Origin of the sequence: Citrobacter sp. Cpo061, assembly GCF_030332845.1 — a bacterium.
GTDB classification, from domain to species: Bacteria; Pseudomonadota; Gammaproteobacteria; order Enterobacterales; family Enterobacteriaceae; genus Citrobacter; species Citrobacter portucalensis.
In genome coordinates, this window is record NZ_JAOWHB010000043.1 from 245,910 (window position 1) to 262,210 (window position 16,301).

Below are 16,301 nucleotides of genomic sequence, written 5' to 3' on the forward strand. Positions count from 1 at the left end.
GCTCCCCCTGATTTGCACCCTGCCATAGGTAGCGCTATGGTTAGCCACTTTACTACTCAGTTCGACAGACCCCCTGCTATGACATTCTCACTTTTTGGCGACAAATTTACCCGCCATTCAGGCATCACCCGCCTGATGGAGGACCTCAACGACGGTTTACGCACCCCAGGCGCCATCATGCTCGGCGGTGGTAATCCGGCGCAAATTCCAGAGATGCAAAATTACTTCCAGTCTCTGCTGACAGATATGCTGGCAAACGGCAAAGCCACTGATGCGCTTTGCAATTATGACGGTCCGCAAGGGAAAACCGAGCTACTGTCTGAACTGGCGAAACTGCTACGTGAGAAGCAGGGTTGGGATATCGAGCCACAAAATATTGCACTGACAAATGGCAGTCAGAGCGCGTTTTTCTACTTATTCAATCTGTTCGCCGGACGCCACGCTGACGGAACAACGCAAAAAGTGTTATTCCCGTTAGCGCCGGAATACATTGGCTATGCCGATTCCGGGCTGGAAGAAGATCTCTTCGTCTCAGCACGTCCGAACATTGAGCTGCTACCGGAAGGCCAGTTTAAGTATCACGTTGATTTTGAACACCTGCACATCGGTGAAGAGACAGGGATGATCTGCGTATCGCGCCCCACTAACCCGACAGGCAACGTGATCACCGACGACGAGCTGATGAAGCTGGACCGGCTGGCCAACCAGCATGGGATCCCGCTGGTGATTGATAACGCCTATGGCGTACCATTCCCAGGCATTATCTTTAGCGAAGCACGCCCACTGTGGAACCCCAACATTGTGTTGTGCATGAGCCTTTCCAAGCTGGGTCTGCCAGGCTCCCGCTGCGGTATCATTATCGCGAATGAAAAAATCATCACTGCGATTACCAATATGAACGGCATCATCAGCCTTGCACCTGGCGGGATGGGACCGGCGATGATGTGCGAGATGATTAAACGTAACGATCTGCTGCGCCTGTCCGAAACGGTTATCAAGCCGTTTTACTATCAGCGCGTTCAGGAGACGATTGCGATTATTCGCCGCTACTTGTCTGAAGATCGCTGCCTTATCCATAAACCTGAAGGCGCGATTTTCCTGTGGCTATGGTTCAAAGATTTACCGATCACCACCGAACTGTTGTATCAGCGTCTGAAAGCACGCGGCGTACTGATGGTTCCTGGTGACTACTTCTTCCCGGGGCTGGATAAACCCTGGCCGCATACCCATCAGTGCATGCGGATGAACTACGTGCCAGAGCCGGAGAAAATCGAAGCTGGCGTGAAGATTCTGGCTGAAGAGATCGAACGCGCCTGGCTGGAAGGCTAACGCAAACCCGACCCAAGTGCGGGTCGGGCTCACTTCACAGCGGCTGTGAACGCAGGCGCTGGCGCTGAATACTGACGACATCAATACACTGCAACGCGCTGGTCGGGCAGGCTTCGACACACGCTGGTCCCGCCTCGCGATGCCAGCACAAATCGCATTTTATCGCCTGCACCCGCGACGAACGGGCAACGACATTCATTGCCCCAAACGGGCAGGCCAGCATACAGCTTTTACAACCAATACAACGTGCCTGTTCAACGAAGATATGCCCATGTTCACGACGAATGGCGTGAGTTGGACAAACATTCGCACAGGGAGCGTCTTCGCATTGATGGCAGGCGACCGCCGTGGTAAAGGCGTCGTCTTTGATGACCCGAATCCGCGGTATAAACGCAGAAGAAGAGACCGAAGCACAGTCCTGGTTTTGCTGATGCGCGACGACGCAGGCAACTTCGCAGGTACGACACCCAATACATTTTGCCGCATCCGCCATAATAAACGCGTTCATTGCCCCCTCCCTCTGCGTGAAAACCACAGAGTGCCAGAGAGACTGCCCCTGACGCTTTGATCGGACAGGGGAAACGGTTAAATATTGTCAGGTGACTGAACGACTTTGGGGATTGCCTGCAATTTTTTAGGCCGGGTAAGCATAGCGCCCCCGGCGATCCTCATTTACGCCGAATTAATATGCTCTTTGCAGTAGCGCCTTTTCCACGCCGCAGGCGTCAGGCTGGTATGCTTACGAAAGATTTTACGAAAGTAACCCACATCATTAAATCCACATTTAATCGCCACTTCGGTAAGCGACAGCGAGTCACTGATCAACAGCTTTTCTGCCGCCCTTACCCGCTGGCGATGCAATGCTTCAGTTAGCGTCAGCCGGAAAGCGCTCCGGAATACACGCCCCAGATAATCCGCATTGCAATGCAGCTCTTTCGCCAGAGTTGAGGCACTAATCGGCAGGTGGAACTGGGTGTGGATTATTTGTTGCGCTTTCCATGCCAGCGCATTACCGGGGCTATCTGCGGGTTGCTCACTAGCCGCCGCGGAGATTTGCTGCAAAATCAGCAGTAGGATCAGTTCCAGCGCAACGCTGCGATGAATATTTTCCTGCTCGCGTAAGAACTGGCGAAACAGCGAAATAATATATTGTGGCTCGCTAACCCGGGCATGCTGAGGAATCGCAAGCAACGGTTCTGTAAGTGAAGCATCGTTTTCTGCTGTCACCTCAAAGTGTAGCCAGTAAAATTTTAAATCAGCCGGAAACTGTCCCACACCAATATGCGAACGCTGCGGCCATAACAGCAAACTTTCTCCAGCATTCACGCAAAAAACGGTCTGACCTTCGCGAATCGTTAATGTCCCTTTTTCGACAAAGATGATTTCCCAGGATTGCAATTGCCGCGCCGGATGGCTTCCCACACCTCGGGAAATAAATAGCCCACCATTTTGCACTTTAATCGGAAGAGACATGGATAATTCGAGCATATATATTCAAATTCCCGCTTTTTGCATTATTTAAACTGCTCTTTATTATTGATTATTCACGATAAACTTGCTTTTCGCTGGATCGAAATCACATTTTTATAATGAAGTCGGAATTGTCATCTTTTTATACTTTTCTCTTCCCTTGTTGACCCAAACATTTCGTGCAGAATAAATAACGTACTTTGCAAATTACAAACAAATAACCCGCAACGTAGCGGGATACTTTCTGAACATCCTCTCCGGGAGTTATTTATGACTTCGGCTCCGATTACGACATCTGATTTGGCACAGCGTGCCCAGGACGACAAATTATCCCTGCGTGAAAAAATAGGTTATGGGTTAGGCGATGCAGGTGGGACGGTAATTACCTGTCTGATCATGAACTTCCTGACATTTTTCTACACCGATGTCTTCGGGTTAACGCCCGCGCTGGTCGGCACATTGTTTATCGCCCTGCGCGTATTTGATGCCATTTCCGATCCGATAATGGGCATACTTGCCGACCGCACGCAAAGCCGCTGGGGGCGTTTTCGCCCATGGCAGCTGTGGGTGGCAATTCCCATTGGCATCATTGGCGTACTCACGTTTACCGTCCCTGACGCCAGCATGAGCGTAAAAATCGCCTGGGCATTCGGCACCTATCTACTGCTCTCTGTCGGCTATACCGCCATCAACGTACCGTATTGTGCGCTGATCAACACCATGACGACCCGCCATAACGAGGTGATCGCCTGTCAGTCCTGGCGCTTTGTGCTGTGCGGCGTGGCGGGATTCCTTGTCTCCGTTGGTCTGCCGTGGATGGTGGATATTCTGGGTCAGGGCAATGTCGCGCAGGGTTATCAGTTCGGCGTGGGCATCCTGTGCGCCATCGCTGTGGTGATGTTCCTGTGCTGCTTCTTCTGGGTTCGCGAGCGTGTGCCGCTGGCGATGATGGGGAAATTTACCCTGCGTGATCACATTGGTGGGCTACGCAAAAATGACCAGTTGCTGCTAATGCTGGTGATGTCTTTCCTGCTGATTAACGTCTTCAATATTCGTGGCGGCGGGTACATGTATTTCATTACCTACGTGCTGGAAGGCAGTACCGCTTACACGTCGCTGTTTTTCACCATGGTGACCTTTGCGTCCATCATCGGTTCAGTGGTTGTCAGCCCGCTGACCCGCCGTATAGATACCGTCAAACTCTATTACTACACCAACCTGGTGCTGGCAGCCCTGGCAGTGATGATGTGGTTCCTGCCGACCGGTCCGGCTTATCAAACATTATGGCTGGCGGTTATTCTCGGCAACGGCATTATTCTGGGCTTTACGCTGCCTCTGCACTTCTCGCTGATGGCCTTTGCCGACGATTACGGCGAGTGGAAAACCGGCGTGCGTTCTTCCGGCATGAATTTCGCCTTCAACCTGTTTTTCATCAAGCTGGCCTGGGCCTCAAGCGCGGGGATCATCAGCCTGTTATTTATTTTTGTCGCCTATCAGCCAGGCGCTGGTAACCAAACCGCCAGTTCGCTGCAAGGAATTACCGCGATGGAGACGCTGCTTCCCGCGCTGTTCCACCTGCTGTTGGCGCTGTCTATCCGCATCTGCAAACTCAATAATCCGATGATGTCGCGCATTGCCACCGATCTGCGTCAGCGTCATGTACAGCCTTAAGGAGCACGAAATGAACGTACTGGAAGTCGACCTGCATAAGCTCACCGTCAGCGATCCGTTCCTCGGACAATACCAACAGTTGGTCCGTGATGTAGTGATCCCCTACCAGTGGGATGCGCTGAATGACCGCATTGCAGAGGCGGAACCAAGTCATGCGATAGAGAACTTTCGTATCGCCGCAGGACTGCAGGATGGCGAATTTTACGGCATGGTTTTTCAGGATAGCGACGTAGCGAAATGGCTGGAGGCAGTCGCCTGGTCCCTGTGCCAGAAACCTGATGCGGAACTTGAGAAAACCGCAGATGAGGTCATCGAGTTGGTGGCCGCTGCGCAGTGTGAAGACGGCTATCTCAATACATACTTTACAGTGAAAGCCCCGGATGAACGCTGGACTAACCTCGCCGAGTGTCATGAGTTGTACTGTGCAGGTCATTTGATCGAAGCAGGCGTCGCGTTCTTTCAGGCGACGGGAAAACGTCGTCTTTTAGACGTAGTGTGCCGTCTGGCGGACCACATCGATAACGTTTTCGGGCTTGGAGAGAATCAACTGCGCGGCTATCCGGGACACCCGGAAGTTGAGCTGGCGTTAATGCGCTTATACGAAGTGACCCAACAACCACGCTACATGGCGCTGGTAAATTACTTTGTGGAGCAGCGCGGCGCGCAACCCCATTTCTATGACGAAGAGTACGAAAAGCGCGGCCAAACCTCTTACTGGCATACTTACGGCCCGGCATGGATGGTGAAAGACAAACCCTATAGCCAGGCTCATCAGCCCATTTCAGAACAGCAAACGGCGATCGGTCATGCAGTACGTTTTGTTTATCTGATGACCGGCGTGGCGCATCTGGCACGCTTGAGTCAGGACGAAGGCAAGCGTCAGGATTGCCTGCGTCTGTGGAAAAACATGGCCCAGCGTCAGTTGTACATTACCGGCGGGATCGGTTCACAAAGCAGCGGAGAGGCGTTTAGCAGCGATTACGATCTGCCTAACGACTCCGTGTATGCGGAAAGCTGCGCCTCAATCGGTCTAATGATGTTCGCCCGCAGAATGCTGGAGATGGAGGCAGACAGCCAGTATGCCGACGTGATGGAGCGCGCCCTGTATAACACCGTATTGGGCGGGATGGCGCTCGATGGCAAGCACTTCTTCTATGTGAACCCGCTGGAAGTGCATCCTAAATCATTAAAATTCAATCATATTTATGACCACGTGAAACCCGTTCGTCAGCGCTGGTTTGGCTGCGCCTGTTGCCCGCCGAATATCGCCCGTGTACTCACCTCTATTGGTCATTACATCTACACACCACGTCAGGACGCGCTGTATATCAATATGTACGTGGGCAATAGCATGGAAGTCCCCGTGGCGGATGGCTCGCTCAAGCTGCGCATTAGCGGGGATTATCCATGGCATGAGCAGGTGAAAATCGCCATCGAATCACCGCAGTCGATATATCACACCCTGGCCCTGCGCCTGCCAGACTGGTGTACCGCACCGCAGGTTTTACTGAATGGTCAGCCAGTTGAGCAGGATATTCGCAAAGGCTATTTGCACATCAGCCGAACCTGGCAGGAAGGCGATACGCTCAGTCTGACCCTGCCAATGCCGGTGCGTCGGGTATACGGAAATCCATTAGTGCGTCATGTCGCCGGTAAGGTCGCCATTCAGCGTGGACCGCTGGTGTATTGCCTGGAGCAGGCCGATAACGGTGAGGAATTGCATAACCTGTGGTTGCCAAAAGAGAGTGAGTTCAGAGTATTCGAGGGTAAGGGATTGTTCAGCCATAAAATGTTAATTCAGGCTGAAGGCGTGAAGCAAAGTACTGCCGATGCAGCACAACAATCGTTGTGGCACTACGATGTTTCCCCAGCTTCGCGCCAGGCGCATACATTGACGTTTATTCCGTGGTTTAGCTGGGCAAACCGTGGTGAAGGCGAAATGCGTATCTGGATAAACGAGCAGTAATAATAAGGCGGATGGCGGCGGTTAGCCCCCATCCGTCAATGTCTCATGAAAAGATTGCCCTCCTCCCTGAGGACAAACGGGTGAGAATCAGAAACGCCAGGTCAGACCGGACATAAAGGTGAAGCTGTCATCACGATCAACCATCGGACTATTTTTAATGTCATCCGGCAGTGCGCTATAGTTGGCGCTTGCCAGCAGCGTCAGGTTAGTGGTTAATGCGTATTTAGCGGACAGGCCAACATACGGTGTCCAGCTATCGCCTGGGGAATAGCTTGATAAGCCACTACGACGGGACTCATTACCCGAAATGCCGTAGTAGTATTCATTGAATTTTTCGTCATAGTAGAGCACGCCAATTGATGGCGTCAGCGTCAGCTTGCCCATCGGCATTGGACGGAACAGTGAAACTTCCCCTACCCAGCCATTACTGTTGTCCAGCACATCCGCAGCAGCGGAGACTTTCACGCTACCCCATCTTTCATGGTGATACCACGCGGCACCCGCCATTGCAGTTGCGTCACGCTTATCCAGCGTTTTCATCGCGTGATCGTCATTGTCGCCGGGATCAAACTCAAGCGGCATATAAGAGGCAGTAATACTAAATTCATTACTTTCACTCTTAGACAAAATATAACCTAGCGTTGTTTGCCTAAAATAAAATGATTCACTTTCATAACTGACAAGCGGTACTGCATGAACATTATCATTATACCCGCGATAAGGTGATTCATTATATACAGCGCCAGCGCCAATAGAAAATTCTGCGGCAGTTGCACTCGCCATAAAAGAAAAGGCGAGCAGCGCCACAATATTGCGTTTAATTAACATGCCAACATTCCATTTTAAAATAAGCTACAAAGCGGGTGCATAATAATGCTTACAATTTCATCGGTGCAAGGTTCTTATTTATATAGTAATATATATAAAATTATATATATTGGGCTTGGCGATGAATAAATTACAACTTAAACACCGGGAACTGAAGATTATTTCGGTAATTGCTGCCAGTGAAAATATCAGCCATGCCGCTACTGTTCTCGGCATTGCTCAGGCCAACGTAAGTAAGTATCTTGCTGATTTTGAATCAAAAGTGGGGCTAAAGGTATTTGACCGCACCACCCGACAACTGACCCTCACGCCGTTTGGTATCGCGTTACTTCCTTACATCAATGACATGTTAGACAGAAATGAGCAGTTAAATAATTTCATTGCTGATTATAAGCACGAGAAACGTGGCAAAGTAACGGTATATGCACCAACCGGAATTATTGCTTACTTATCGCAACATGTTATTGCAAAAATAATGGATATTGGCGATATCAGTCTGGTGCTAAAAACCTATAACCTGGATCGCAAAGCATTTTATGAAGGCGTCGACTTTCCTGACGATTGTGATATTTTACTTTCCTATGCTCATCCTAAAGATGAATCACTGGTCGCCAGTTTCATCACTAAATATGCGGTTATTGCTTTTGCCAGTCGGGAATATCTCACCAAGAATCCTATTAGTAGTCCTGATGAATTAGTTAACCATTCCTGCATTCTAATTGATTCTATGATGATTGATGATGCCAACATTTGGCGATTCAATTCTGCTGAAGACAAAAAGATGCGCGACTATCGTGTGACGGGAAATTACATCTGCGACAATACACAATCCGCACTGGCGCTGGCACGTAATCATTTGGGGATTGTTTTTGCGCCAAATGAAAGTGTGCAAAGAGATTGTCGTTCCGAGATGCTGGTCCCGTGTTTCTCGGAGCAACATGAATGGTGGCTGGATTTAGTGGCGATTTTCCGCAAGCGTGAATACCAGCCCTGGCGAGTGCAGTATATTCTCGATGCAATGCTCGCGGAGATACGTCAGCAGCTTGCTCAGGCGATACGACAGCCTGAGCAAGCGAAATAGCCTGCGCTTAGTGGTCGAGATACAGGTAATGCACCCAACTGGTCATCCGCAGCAACACCTTGCGCATTACCGACACATGTTCGAAGTGGTCAGAGTAAACGGCGACCTGCGCGTAGATCCCATCAGGCAACGCATTCACATCCGCATTGTCGTTCAGCTCAATCGTGGCGATTACCCCTTCCGAACCAGGCGTAGAGTTTAAAGATTGCAGTGCCCCGTTCGACTGGTATGTACCACCCGGTACTGCCGGACTAATGGCGGCCAGTTTACCGCTAAACACCTTACCCGGCAGGGCATTAAACACCACTTCCGCTTCATCGCCTGGCTCCAGTCGCAACAACGAGTTTTGACGGAACTGGGCGATAATTTGTCGTTTCTGATCCGGGATGAATACCATGACCGGGCGCATCGGCAGCGCGGCGGCATAGGTTCCTGGGCGCATCAGCACCTGAGTGACGTAACCATCGCTGGGCGCGCGAACCACGGTCTGGTCCAGGTTGAACTCTGCTTCCGCTAGCTGTGCTTTCAGGCTGGCAATTTGCGAATTCTCACCCAGTACTAGGCTGTCCAACTGGCTCTGAATTTGCTGTTGTTCTGCAACGGAGGATTTCACCGAGGCTTCCTGCGCCAGGTAGTTTTGGCGCGCCGCATCGATATCGCGTTCAGAAAAAGGATTCACTTTCGCCTGACTCCCCTGCGCATAGCGCTGGTAATCTTTTGCCAGTTTGTCACGCGTGGCCTTTGCCCGCTGCGTGTTGGCTTTCATTTCGTCTAACTGCGCAACCAGAGCCTGCTCTTTATGCTGTGCGGTAACAATATCAGCCTTCAGGCGATCGACCCGCGCCTGATAACGCCCTGGATTAAGCTTAAACAGAACCTCGCCTTTTTTGATTAGCGTATTCTTCTTATCCGTTACTTCTGTCACTACACCCGTTACCTGCGGCACCACGGGAATAGAAATTACCGCTTTTTGTGCCTTAAATGTATACGGATGGTTATAATTCATCAGTAATATAAGTCCGCAAACAATGAATATACCGCCTAATGCCGCGGTAGGAACTGTCCATTTATTTACAGGAATTTTAAAAATTTTAAATATTGACCATGCACACGCCACATAGGTCAGAACAATCAGTAAATCCATCGATATTACTCCGCCGGAGAGGTCTTGACCTCACCCAGTTTCTTTTCCAGATCCGCAACCCTTGCCTGAAGCTGGATCAGGGAAGAATCCGCGCTCTGCATGCCCCACCCGCGTTCCGGGCGATAAAGCGTTGCCCAGATCCATAAAAAGGGCCAAATAACATGTAAGGTAAACAAACTAACCCAACCCGCAACATGTATTGCGTCGGCATGAGGATGGTTACGTTTCTTTGCAATTAGATAGGGAATATCATGCAGAATAATAATCCCGTAAAAAATGACCAGGAATACAAAAATAAGCACTCCTAATGCAAAATAATTAAGGAACATATTTGCCTCAGGGATTTAAATTAAGGAATTCGGATGCAATTTGATTTAAACAATAGAGTTGATAATAGTATTGGAATGACCAGATTGGATGCAATTATCTTATTTATATAACGATATATGGGTTTATATATACCCGTCGTCTTTCGAGCTGCTTCTTTTTTGGCTGCGTTCGTTCACCCCAGCCACTTACCTGAGGACATAACTTGATGCCCGGTACGCTAAACGCGACCGGGCAGTAGGTGACGTGAAATTAAAACAGCCCCAGTGGTTTATCAGAGTAGCTTACTAACAGGCATTTGGTTTGCTGATAATGCTCAAGCATCATCTTATGCGTCTCGCGCCCGATACCCGACTGCTTGTAGCCGCCGAACGCCGCATGCGCCGGGTAAGCATGGTAACAGTTGGTCCAAACTCGCCCCGCCTGAATCCCACGCCCCATTTTGTAAGCCAGATTTCCGTTTCGACTCCAGACACCAGCGCCAAGCCCATATTGGGTGTCATTAGCGATTTCCAGCGCTTCCTCCATGGTTTTAAACGTCGTGACGGCCAGCACCGGTCCGAAGATCTCCTCCTGGAAAACCCGCATGTTGTTCTTACCAAACAGAATGGTCGGTTCGAGGTAGTACCCCTCTTTTAACTCGCCATCCAGCTGCTTGCGCCGCCCGCCGGTGAGAACATCTGCCCCTTCTTTTTTACCAATGTCGATGTAATTCAGAATGGTTTCCAGTTGACCATGCGACACCTGTGCGCCCATTTGCGTCACGCTGTCTAACGGGTTGCCGCTACGGATACTTTCCACCCGACGTATGGCTCTTTCCATAAAACGTTCGTAAATGGATTCTTGTACCAGCGCCCGACTCGGGCAGGTACATACTTCGCCCTGGTTGAAGGCAAACAATGCAAAACCTTCCAGCGCTTTGTCAAAGAACGCATCTTCTTCATCCATCACGTCCGCGAAGAAGATATTGGGGGATTTCCCGCCCAGCTCCAGCGTGACAGGGATAATGTTCTGCGTGGCGTACTGCATGATCTGCTGCCCAACTTCCGTTGAGCCGGTAAACGCCACTTTTGCAATGCGTTTTGACGTCGCCAGATACTCACCGATTTCCCCTCCCGCGCCGTTTACCACGTTCACCACGCCAGGCGGGAGCAGATCGCCGACAACTTCCATCAGCAACAACACGGACAGCGGCGTCAGACGCGCAGGTTTAAGCACGACACAGTTACCGGCAGCCAGGGCGGGCGCCATCTTCCAACTGGCCATCAACAGCGGGAAGTTCCACGGGATAATTTGCCCCACCACGCCAAGAGGTTCATGGAAGTGATACGCCACGGTATCGCTATCAACTTCGCTTATTCCCCCTTCCTGTGCACGAATACAGGACGCGAAATAGCGGAAATGGTCAATCGCCAGCGGCACATCTGCCGCGCTGGTTTCACGGATGGGTTTACCGTTATCCCAGGTTTCAGCCGTCGCCAGCAGCTCCAGATTTTGCTCCATACGATCGGCAATTTTGAACAAAATCGCCGCCCTGTCCTGCACGGAAGTCTGCGCCCATTTGTCTTTTGCTTTGTGCGCGGCATCCAGTGCCAAATCGATGTCCTTTTTGCCGGAAGAGGCCACTTCGCACAGTAATTGCCCGGTTACCGGCGTCAGGTTTTGGTAATACTCACCGTCCACCGGTGCGACCCAGTCACCGCCGATAAAGTTATCGTATCGGGCTTTTAACTTCAGAGGGTAACCATACTCGCCGGGATAAATACGCGTTGAAGGGGGGTTATTGGTCATGACCGTCTCCTTGCTGTAGGGGTACTACAAGGGTAGACGGGACTGGCGAATTATTCGCCAGCCTTTTACTGCTTTACGACAGGTATCACGAATTACATGGCAGCACGATAAATCGCCATGATTTCTTCATGTGTCGCCTGAATCGGGTTAGTGAAACCACAGGCATCTTTCAGGGCATTAGTCGCCAGAACGGCAAAATCTTCTTCTTTCACGTTCAGCTCACGCAGCCCAGCCGGAATATTCACTTTCTGCGCCAGTTCGCGGATCGCCGCGATGCAGGCTTCCGCCCCTTGCTCTTCGCTCAGTCCAGCCACGTTAACGCCCATCGCAGCCGCGCAATCGCGCAGGCGGGCGGCAGCAACTTTGCTATTAAATACCTGTACATGCGGCAGCAGTACGGCATTACATACTCCGTGTGGCAGATCGTAGAAGCCACCCAGCTGGTGCGCCATCGCATGCACGTAGCCAAGGGAGGCATTGTTAAAGGCCATACCTGCGAGGAACTGCGCATAGGCCATGGCTTCGCGCGCCTGAGCATTGCCGCCCTCTTCCACGGCGACCGGCAGGTTTTCCGCAATCATGGTGACGGCTTTAAGCGCGCACGCATCGGTAATGGGGGTCGCAGCAATAGAAACATAGGCTTCGATAGCGTGAGTCAGCGCATCCATACCGGTAGCCGCCGTCAGAGACTTCGGCATACCGACCATCAGCGAGGAGTCATTGACGGACAGCAGCGGTGTAACATGCTTATCCACAATCGCCATTTTAATGTGGCGTACTTCATCAGTGATGATGCAGAAGCGGGTCATTTCAGATGCCGTACCCGCCGTGGTGTTGATGGCGATCATCGGCAGCTGCGGTTTTGCAGAGCGGTCTACACCTTCGTAGTCACGAATATCGCCACCATTAGCCGCCACCAGCGCAATGCCCTTCGCACAATCGTGTGGAGAGCCGCCGCCGAGAGAAATAACGCTATCACAGTCATTTTCTTTCAGCATTTTCAGGCCAGCAGCAACGTTACTGGTCGTGGGGTTAGGATGCGTACCATCGTAAATTACGCTGGAAATATCATGTTCCTGTAGCGCTTTTTGAATATCGCCAGCCATACCTAATTTCGTCAGCATGGCATCCGTAACAATCAGCGTACGGCGAAAACCATATTCCGCCATTGTATTCATTGCGTCTTTTAATGCGTCAGCGCCGATTACATTCACGGAAGGAATAAAAAATGTTGAAGCAGCCATTGTACGATCCTTAATTACTCTAAAGAGGTAGGAAGCATACGAGTGAAATTTCCAACAAAATATGATCGTGGTTGTTATTTTAATAACACTTACAATTAAAAAGCACATTAGGTTCATAATCTAATGTGCTTATTTCAATCAACATCTATTTTGTATTAATTCATTTAATCCATGAATTAATTGTTTCATTATTTTTCAGGGAACAGCAAGGCATCGCGTAATAAATGATCATTTCCCCGACGGCGAGTAAAACCAATGCGGTCAAAATATTCCAGAATTTGGATAGCCAATTTGCGCCCAACGTTGAGCCTGTCGCGAAAATCGGCGGCACATGTCGATCCCCTTTCCTGATCCAGTTCGCGGATCATATTGGCAAAGGCCACAATCCGATCGTTACGGTAATAACGATCTTTCACGATCGCGGTAATGATGCCTTGCTGTGCCGCTTGTCGTAACGCCACACGCATCATCTGTTCATCCGTTCCCGTCTGTTTTGCCAAATCGCGCACCCACCACGGCTCATCGCCAAAAAGCGGTTCTACTTTTTGCCAGATTGCCAACTGCTCATCGCTGAAACCCGCCTTATGTTCCGGCAAATGCAACCAGCCATGATGGCTATGAATAGCGCCACTCTCGCGCATCTTTTCAATTAGCAGCAATACCAGCGCTTCGTCTTCCATCGGCAAAGCCATACGGCGCAGGCGCTCGCGCCCGGGCCCTGGTTCATCACGGTGCTGCTCATGGTAGGTCGCCAGCGTATCGAGAACTTTCCGCTGCCAGCGCGCGGCAACAGGGGCATTCAACAGGCTGTATCCCGCCTGAATAAATCCATGTTGCTCAATCAACGGACGCATACCGTTGCCATTGAGCTGACGCGCCCAGGCAAAGTCAGGAATATTCACCGCCCCACGCGCCAGGTGCAGCGCCAGGGCGTCACCGTCAGTCTGCGCGTTTTCCAGCGCCGACAGCCACTGCAAATATTCCGGCTTACGCTTTCCGCGTCGCGGCGGATTAAGCGTCACAACACGTGCACCTGCCAGCGTTGTCCGGGCAGAAATATCACGCAGCACCAGACGGTCGTTATCAGCAAGCCAGAGTGGTGTATCAAACACCAGTTCAGCTAGTGTCCCTTCAAGCAGAGAGATACGCCCGGTAACATGGCTAGCCGCGTGGTGAATATGCAACGGTTGCCACTGCATCAGCGGCGCGGCATGTTCTAAAGAAACAATCACGCGGGTAAAAGCCTCTGGCGGCGCATCGGAAAGCAGCCAGTCGCCGCGGTTTAGTTCTTCTTTTTGCGCATCGCCGGCAATATTCAGCGCAATACGTTGTCCCGCTTGCGCGCGGTCGGTGGCCTGATTTTGTGCATGCAGGCTACGTACGCGCATCGGTTTGTTGACGCCCGTGAGCCACAGCGTGTCACCGACATTCACTTCACCGCTGAGCGCCGTCCCGGTTACCACCAGCCCCGCGCCTTTGACCGTAAAGGCGCGGTCAATCGCCAGGCGGAAGCTGTGATCGCGGGCATGCTCGCGCGACGTTAATTGCAACAAATGGTCACGCAGTTCCTCGATGCCACGGCCTTCACTGGCCGCAGTGACGAAAAGCACCGACTCCGCGAAACCATAATTCCCCAGCGTGGCCTGAATCTCCGCACGCACCTCTTCAATTCTTGCTTCGTCTACGCGGTCGGCTTTCGTGAGCACCACGGTGATCTGCGGATTGCCCGTCAGCTGCAGAATTTGCAAATGCTCACGGGTTTGCGCCATTACGCCATCATCACACGCCACCACCAGCAACGCGTGATCGATGCCGCCGACCCCCGCCAACATGTTGGACAGAAACTTTTCGTGTCCAGGAACGTCGATAAACCCCAGCACCCGCCCATCCGGCTGCGGCCAGTAGGCATAGCCGAGATCGATGGTCATGCCGCGCTTTTTTTCTTCCGGCAGACGGTCGGCATTCACACCGGTAATCGCCTGTAATAACGTTGTTTTTCCGTGGTCAACGTGTCCGGCGGTTGCAATAATCATTTCAGCATCATCTCCATAAACCGGGTCTCGTCTTCAAGGCAGCGCAGATCCAGCCATAAGCGGCCATCATAAATTCGCCCAATAACCGGCACGGGCAGCGTACGCCAACGGGCTGCCAACGCTTCAAGGCGGCTCCCGCGCCCGTCATGTGGGGTAAAGGTTAGCGCCGCGCTGGGCAGCCTATCAACAGGTAGTGAGCCGCTGCCAATCTGCGACAGGCAAGGCATCACATTCAGGGCGAACTCATCACCGTAATGCTCTGCAAGCTGTGCCTGTAATTGCTGTGCCTGCGCGTGGATCGCTTCTTGTGAGCGGGTGAGCTGGCGCAACGTCGGCAACTTCTCCGCCAGTGCTTCCGGGTGCAGATAGAGCCGTAGCGTAGCTTCCAGCGCAGCCAGTGTCATTTTATCTGCCCGTAATGCGCGTTTCAGCGGATGGCTCTGCAAACGAGCGATCATCTCTTTTTTACCGACAATTATCCCTGCCTGCGGCCCGCCCAGCAGTTTATCGCCGGAGAAACTCACCAGACTGACGCCAGCAGCAATCAGTTGCTGCGGCATCGGCTCCTGCGGCAAACCATACTGGCTGAGATCGACCAGCGAACCACTACCCAGATCCGCCACCACCGGTACATCCAGCTCCTGGCCAATTACGGCCAGCTCCGCCTCATCCACCGACTTTGTGAAGCCTTCAATGCTGTAATTACTGGTATGCACTTTCATCAGCAGACCGGTGTTTTCATTCACCGCCTGGCGGTAATCTTTCGCATGGGTCCGGTTGGTGGTCCCCACCTCGCGTAGAATGCATCCGGCCTGACACATGACGTCCGGAATACGAAACGCGCCGCCAATTTCCACCAGCTCGCCGCGAGAAACAACCACCTCTTTGCCGTTCGCCGTGGCGGCCAGCATCAGTAGAACAGCTGCCGCATTGTTATTGACGATACAGGCATCTTCCGCCCCCGTCAGACGGCAGAGTAAATCCGCCAGGGCCCGATCCCGATGTCCCCGCCCGGCATCATCCAGACTATATTCCAGCGTCACCGGCGTGCGCATCGCCTGTACCACCGCTTCAATTGCTTCTTCGGCCTGCGACGCGCGCCCAAGGTTGGTATGCAGCACCGTTCCGGTCAGGTTAATCACCGGGCGTAGCGCGCTTTGCGATTCTCGTTCAAGCCGGGCGCTGGCTTCTTGCGCCCAGTCCTCACACCATTCCGGGAGCGCGTGCGTGTCGCGAATAGCTTCTCTGGCTTCATCGAGCATGTGACGCAGCAGGTCAACCACCCGGGTATGGCCGTGAGATTCACGTAAGGCTGGGAAGGCGCTATCGCGCAATAAACGATCGATAGCAGGAAGCTGGCTGTAGAGTGAACGCATGTCGGTTGTCATGAAAGGGCCTGGCTGTTGGTGGCCCTCTC

Annotated in this window: 13 protein-coding genes; 4 read left to right on the forward strand and 9 right to left on the reverse strand. The window is 51.9% G+C overall.

Annotated elements, in window-relative coordinates:
• Positions 1 to 78: 78 nt before the first annotated feature.
• Positions 79 to 1,329, forward strand: coding sequence for a valine--pyruvate transaminase (avtA, locus tag OGX97_RS13795; RefSeq protein WP_353622201.1), 1,251 nt, complete (start codon positions 79 to 81; stop codon positions 1,327 to 1,329).
• A 34-nt stretch (positions 1,330 to 1,363) separates the two neighbouring features.
• Here avtA and OGX97_RS13800 read toward each other — a convergent pair whose 3' ends face one another.
• On the reverse strand, positions 1,364 to 1,837 hold the full coding sequence (locus OGX97_RS13800) for a 4Fe-4S dicluster domain-containing protein (RefSeq protein WP_060682937.1): 474 nt from the start codon (positions 1,835 to 1,837) through the stop codon (positions 1,364 to 1,366).
• A gap of 164 nt (positions 1,838 to 2,001) precedes the next feature.
• Complete coding sequence (locus OGX97_RS13805; RefSeq protein ID WP_003827350.1) at positions 2,002 to 2,817, reverse strand: helix-turn-helix domain-containing protein; 816 nt, start codon at positions 2,815 to 2,817, stop codon at positions 2,002 to 2,004.
• Between the two features lie 252 nt (positions 2,818 to 3,069).
• On the opposite strand from OGX97_RS13805, the gene OGX97_RS13810 reads away from it, so the two are divergent.
• Both OGX97_RS13810 and OGX97_RS13815 read left to right on the forward strand, forming a co-directional pair.
• Positions 3,070 to 4,470 carry an MFS transporter gene (locus OGX97_RS13810; protein ID WP_286592507.1) on the forward strand — a complete coding sequence of 467 codons (1,401 nt, stop codon included), beginning with the start codon at positions 3,070 to 3,072 and terminating at the stop codon, positions 4,468 to 4,470.
• A 10-nt stretch (positions 4,471 to 4,480) separates the two neighbouring features.
• Entirely contained in the window at positions 4,481 to 6,436 is a 1,956-nt protein-coding gene (locus OGX97_RS13815; protein WP_079934338.1) for a glycoside hydrolase family 127 protein, read from the forward strand.
• An 87-nt stretch (positions 6,437 to 6,523) separates the two neighbouring features.
• Here the strand turns inward: OGX97_RS13815 and OGX97_RS13820 are convergent, their stop codons facing one another.
• Entirely contained in the window at positions 6,524 to 7,264 is a 741-nt protein-coding gene (locus tag OGX97_RS13820) for a MipA/OmpV family protein (RefSeq protein WP_048215321.1), read from the reverse strand.
• Between the two features lie 121 nt (positions 7,265 to 7,385).
• On the opposite strand from OGX97_RS13820, the gene OGX97_RS13825 reads away from it, so the two are divergent.
• Positions 7,386 to 8,345, forward strand: coding sequence for a LysR family transcriptional regulator (locus tag OGX97_RS13825; protein WP_057066862.1), 960 nt, complete (start codon positions 7,386 to 7,388; stop codon positions 8,343 to 8,345).
• 7 nt (positions 8,346 to 8,352) lie between these two features.
• Here the strand turns inward: OGX97_RS13825 and OGX97_RS13830 are convergent, their stop codons facing one another.
• From OGX97_RS13830 to selA, 6 genes are all read right to left on the reverse strand, one after another.
• Positions 8,353 to 9,489 carry an HlyD family secretion protein gene (locus tag OGX97_RS13830; RefSeq protein WP_003827345.1) on the reverse strand — a complete coding sequence of 379 codons (1,137 nt, stop codon included), beginning with the start codon at positions 9,487 to 9,489 and terminating at the stop codon, positions 8,353 to 8,355.
• Positions 9,490 to 9,494: 5 nt separating this feature from the next.
• Positions 9,495 to 9,818 (reverse strand): DUF3302 domain-containing protein, encoded by a 324-nt coding sequence (locus tag OGX97_RS13835; RefSeq protein ID WP_121540541.1) that lies wholly within the window; start codon positions 9,816 to 9,818, stop codon positions 9,495 to 9,497.
• Between the two features lie 250 nt (positions 9,819 to 10,068).
• On the reverse strand, positions 10,069 to 11,607 hold the full coding sequence (aldB, locus tag OGX97_RS13840; RefSeq protein ID WP_048215318.1) for an aldehyde dehydrogenase AldB: 1,539 nt from the start codon (positions 11,605 to 11,607) through the stop codon (positions 10,069 to 10,071).
• A gap of 92 nt (positions 11,608 to 11,699) precedes the next feature.
• Positions 11,700 to 12,851 carry an L-threonine dehydrogenase gene (gene yiaY, locus OGX97_RS13845; RefSeq protein WP_235126189.1) on the reverse strand — a complete coding sequence of 384 codons (1,152 nt, stop codon included), beginning with the start codon at positions 12,849 to 12,851 and terminating at the stop codon, positions 11,700 to 11,702.
• Positions 12,852 to 13,039: 188 nt separating this feature from the next.
• Positions 13,040 to 14,884 (reverse strand): selenocysteine-specific translation elongation factor, encoded by a 1,845-nt coding sequence (gene selB / locus OGX97_RS13850; protein WP_235126187.1) that lies wholly within the window; start codon positions 14,882 to 14,884, stop codon positions 13,040 to 13,042.
• Complete coding sequence (gene selA / locus OGX97_RS13855) at positions 14,881 to 16,272, reverse strand: L-seryl-tRNA(Sec) selenium transferase (protein WP_100271769.1); 1,392 nt, start codon at positions 16,270 to 16,272, stop codon at positions 14,881 to 14,883. The genes selB and selA overlap by 4 nt, the downstream gene beginning before the upstream one ends.
• Positions 16,273 to 16,301: the final 29 nt, after the last annotated feature.

Bases quoted from the DNA above. Each gene is read 5' to 3' on its own strand.
- OGX97_RS13810 (WP_286592507.1), top strand. From the start codon at position 3,070: ATGACTTCGGCTCCGATTACGACATCTGATTTGGCACAGCGTGCCCAG.
- OGX97_RS13805 (WP_003827350.1), bottom strand. From the start codon at position 2,817: ATGCTCGAATTATCCATGTCTCTTCCGATTAAAGTGCAAAATGGTGGG.
- OGX97_RS13825 (WP_057066862.1), top strand. From the start codon at position 7,386: ATGAATAAATTACAACTTAAACACCGGGAACTGAAGATTATTTCGGTA.
- OGX97_RS13800 (WP_060682937.1), bottom strand. From the start codon at position 1,837: ATGAACGCGTTTATTATGGCGGATGCGGCAAAATGTATTGGGTGTCGT.
- aldB (WP_048215318.1), bottom strand. From the start codon at position 11,607: ATGACCAATAACCCCCCTTCAACGCGTATTTATCCCGGCGAGTATGGT.
- selB (WP_235126187.1), bottom strand. From the start codon at position 14,884: ATGATTATTGCAACCGCCGGACACGTTGACCACGGAAAAACAACGTTA.
- yiaY (WP_235126189.1), bottom strand. From the start codon at position 12,851: ATGGCTGCTTCAACATTTTTTATTCCTTCCGTGAATGTAATCGGCGCT.
- OGX97_RS13820 (WP_048215321.1), bottom strand. From the start codon at position 7,264: ATGTTAATTAAACGCAATATTGTGGCGCTGCTCGCCTTTTCTTTTATG.
- selA (WP_100271769.1), bottom strand. From the start codon at position 16,272: ATGACAACCGACATGCGTTCACTCTACAGCCAGCTTCCTGCTATCGAT.
- OGX97_RS13835 (WP_121540541.1), bottom strand. From the start codon at position 9,818: ATGTTCCTTAATTATTTTGCATTAGGAGTGCTTATTTTTGTATTCCTG.
- OGX97_RS13830 (WP_003827345.1), bottom strand. From the start codon at position 9,489: ATGGATTTACTGATTGTTCTGACCTATGTGGCGTGTGCATGGTCAATA.
- avtA (WP_353622201.1), top strand. From the start codon at position 79: ATGACATTCTCACTTTTTGGCGACAAATTTACCCGCCATTCAGGCATC.
- OGX97_RS13815 (WP_079934338.1), top strand. From the start codon at position 4,481: ATGAACGTACTGGAAGTCGACCTGCATAAGCTCACCGTCAGCGATCCG.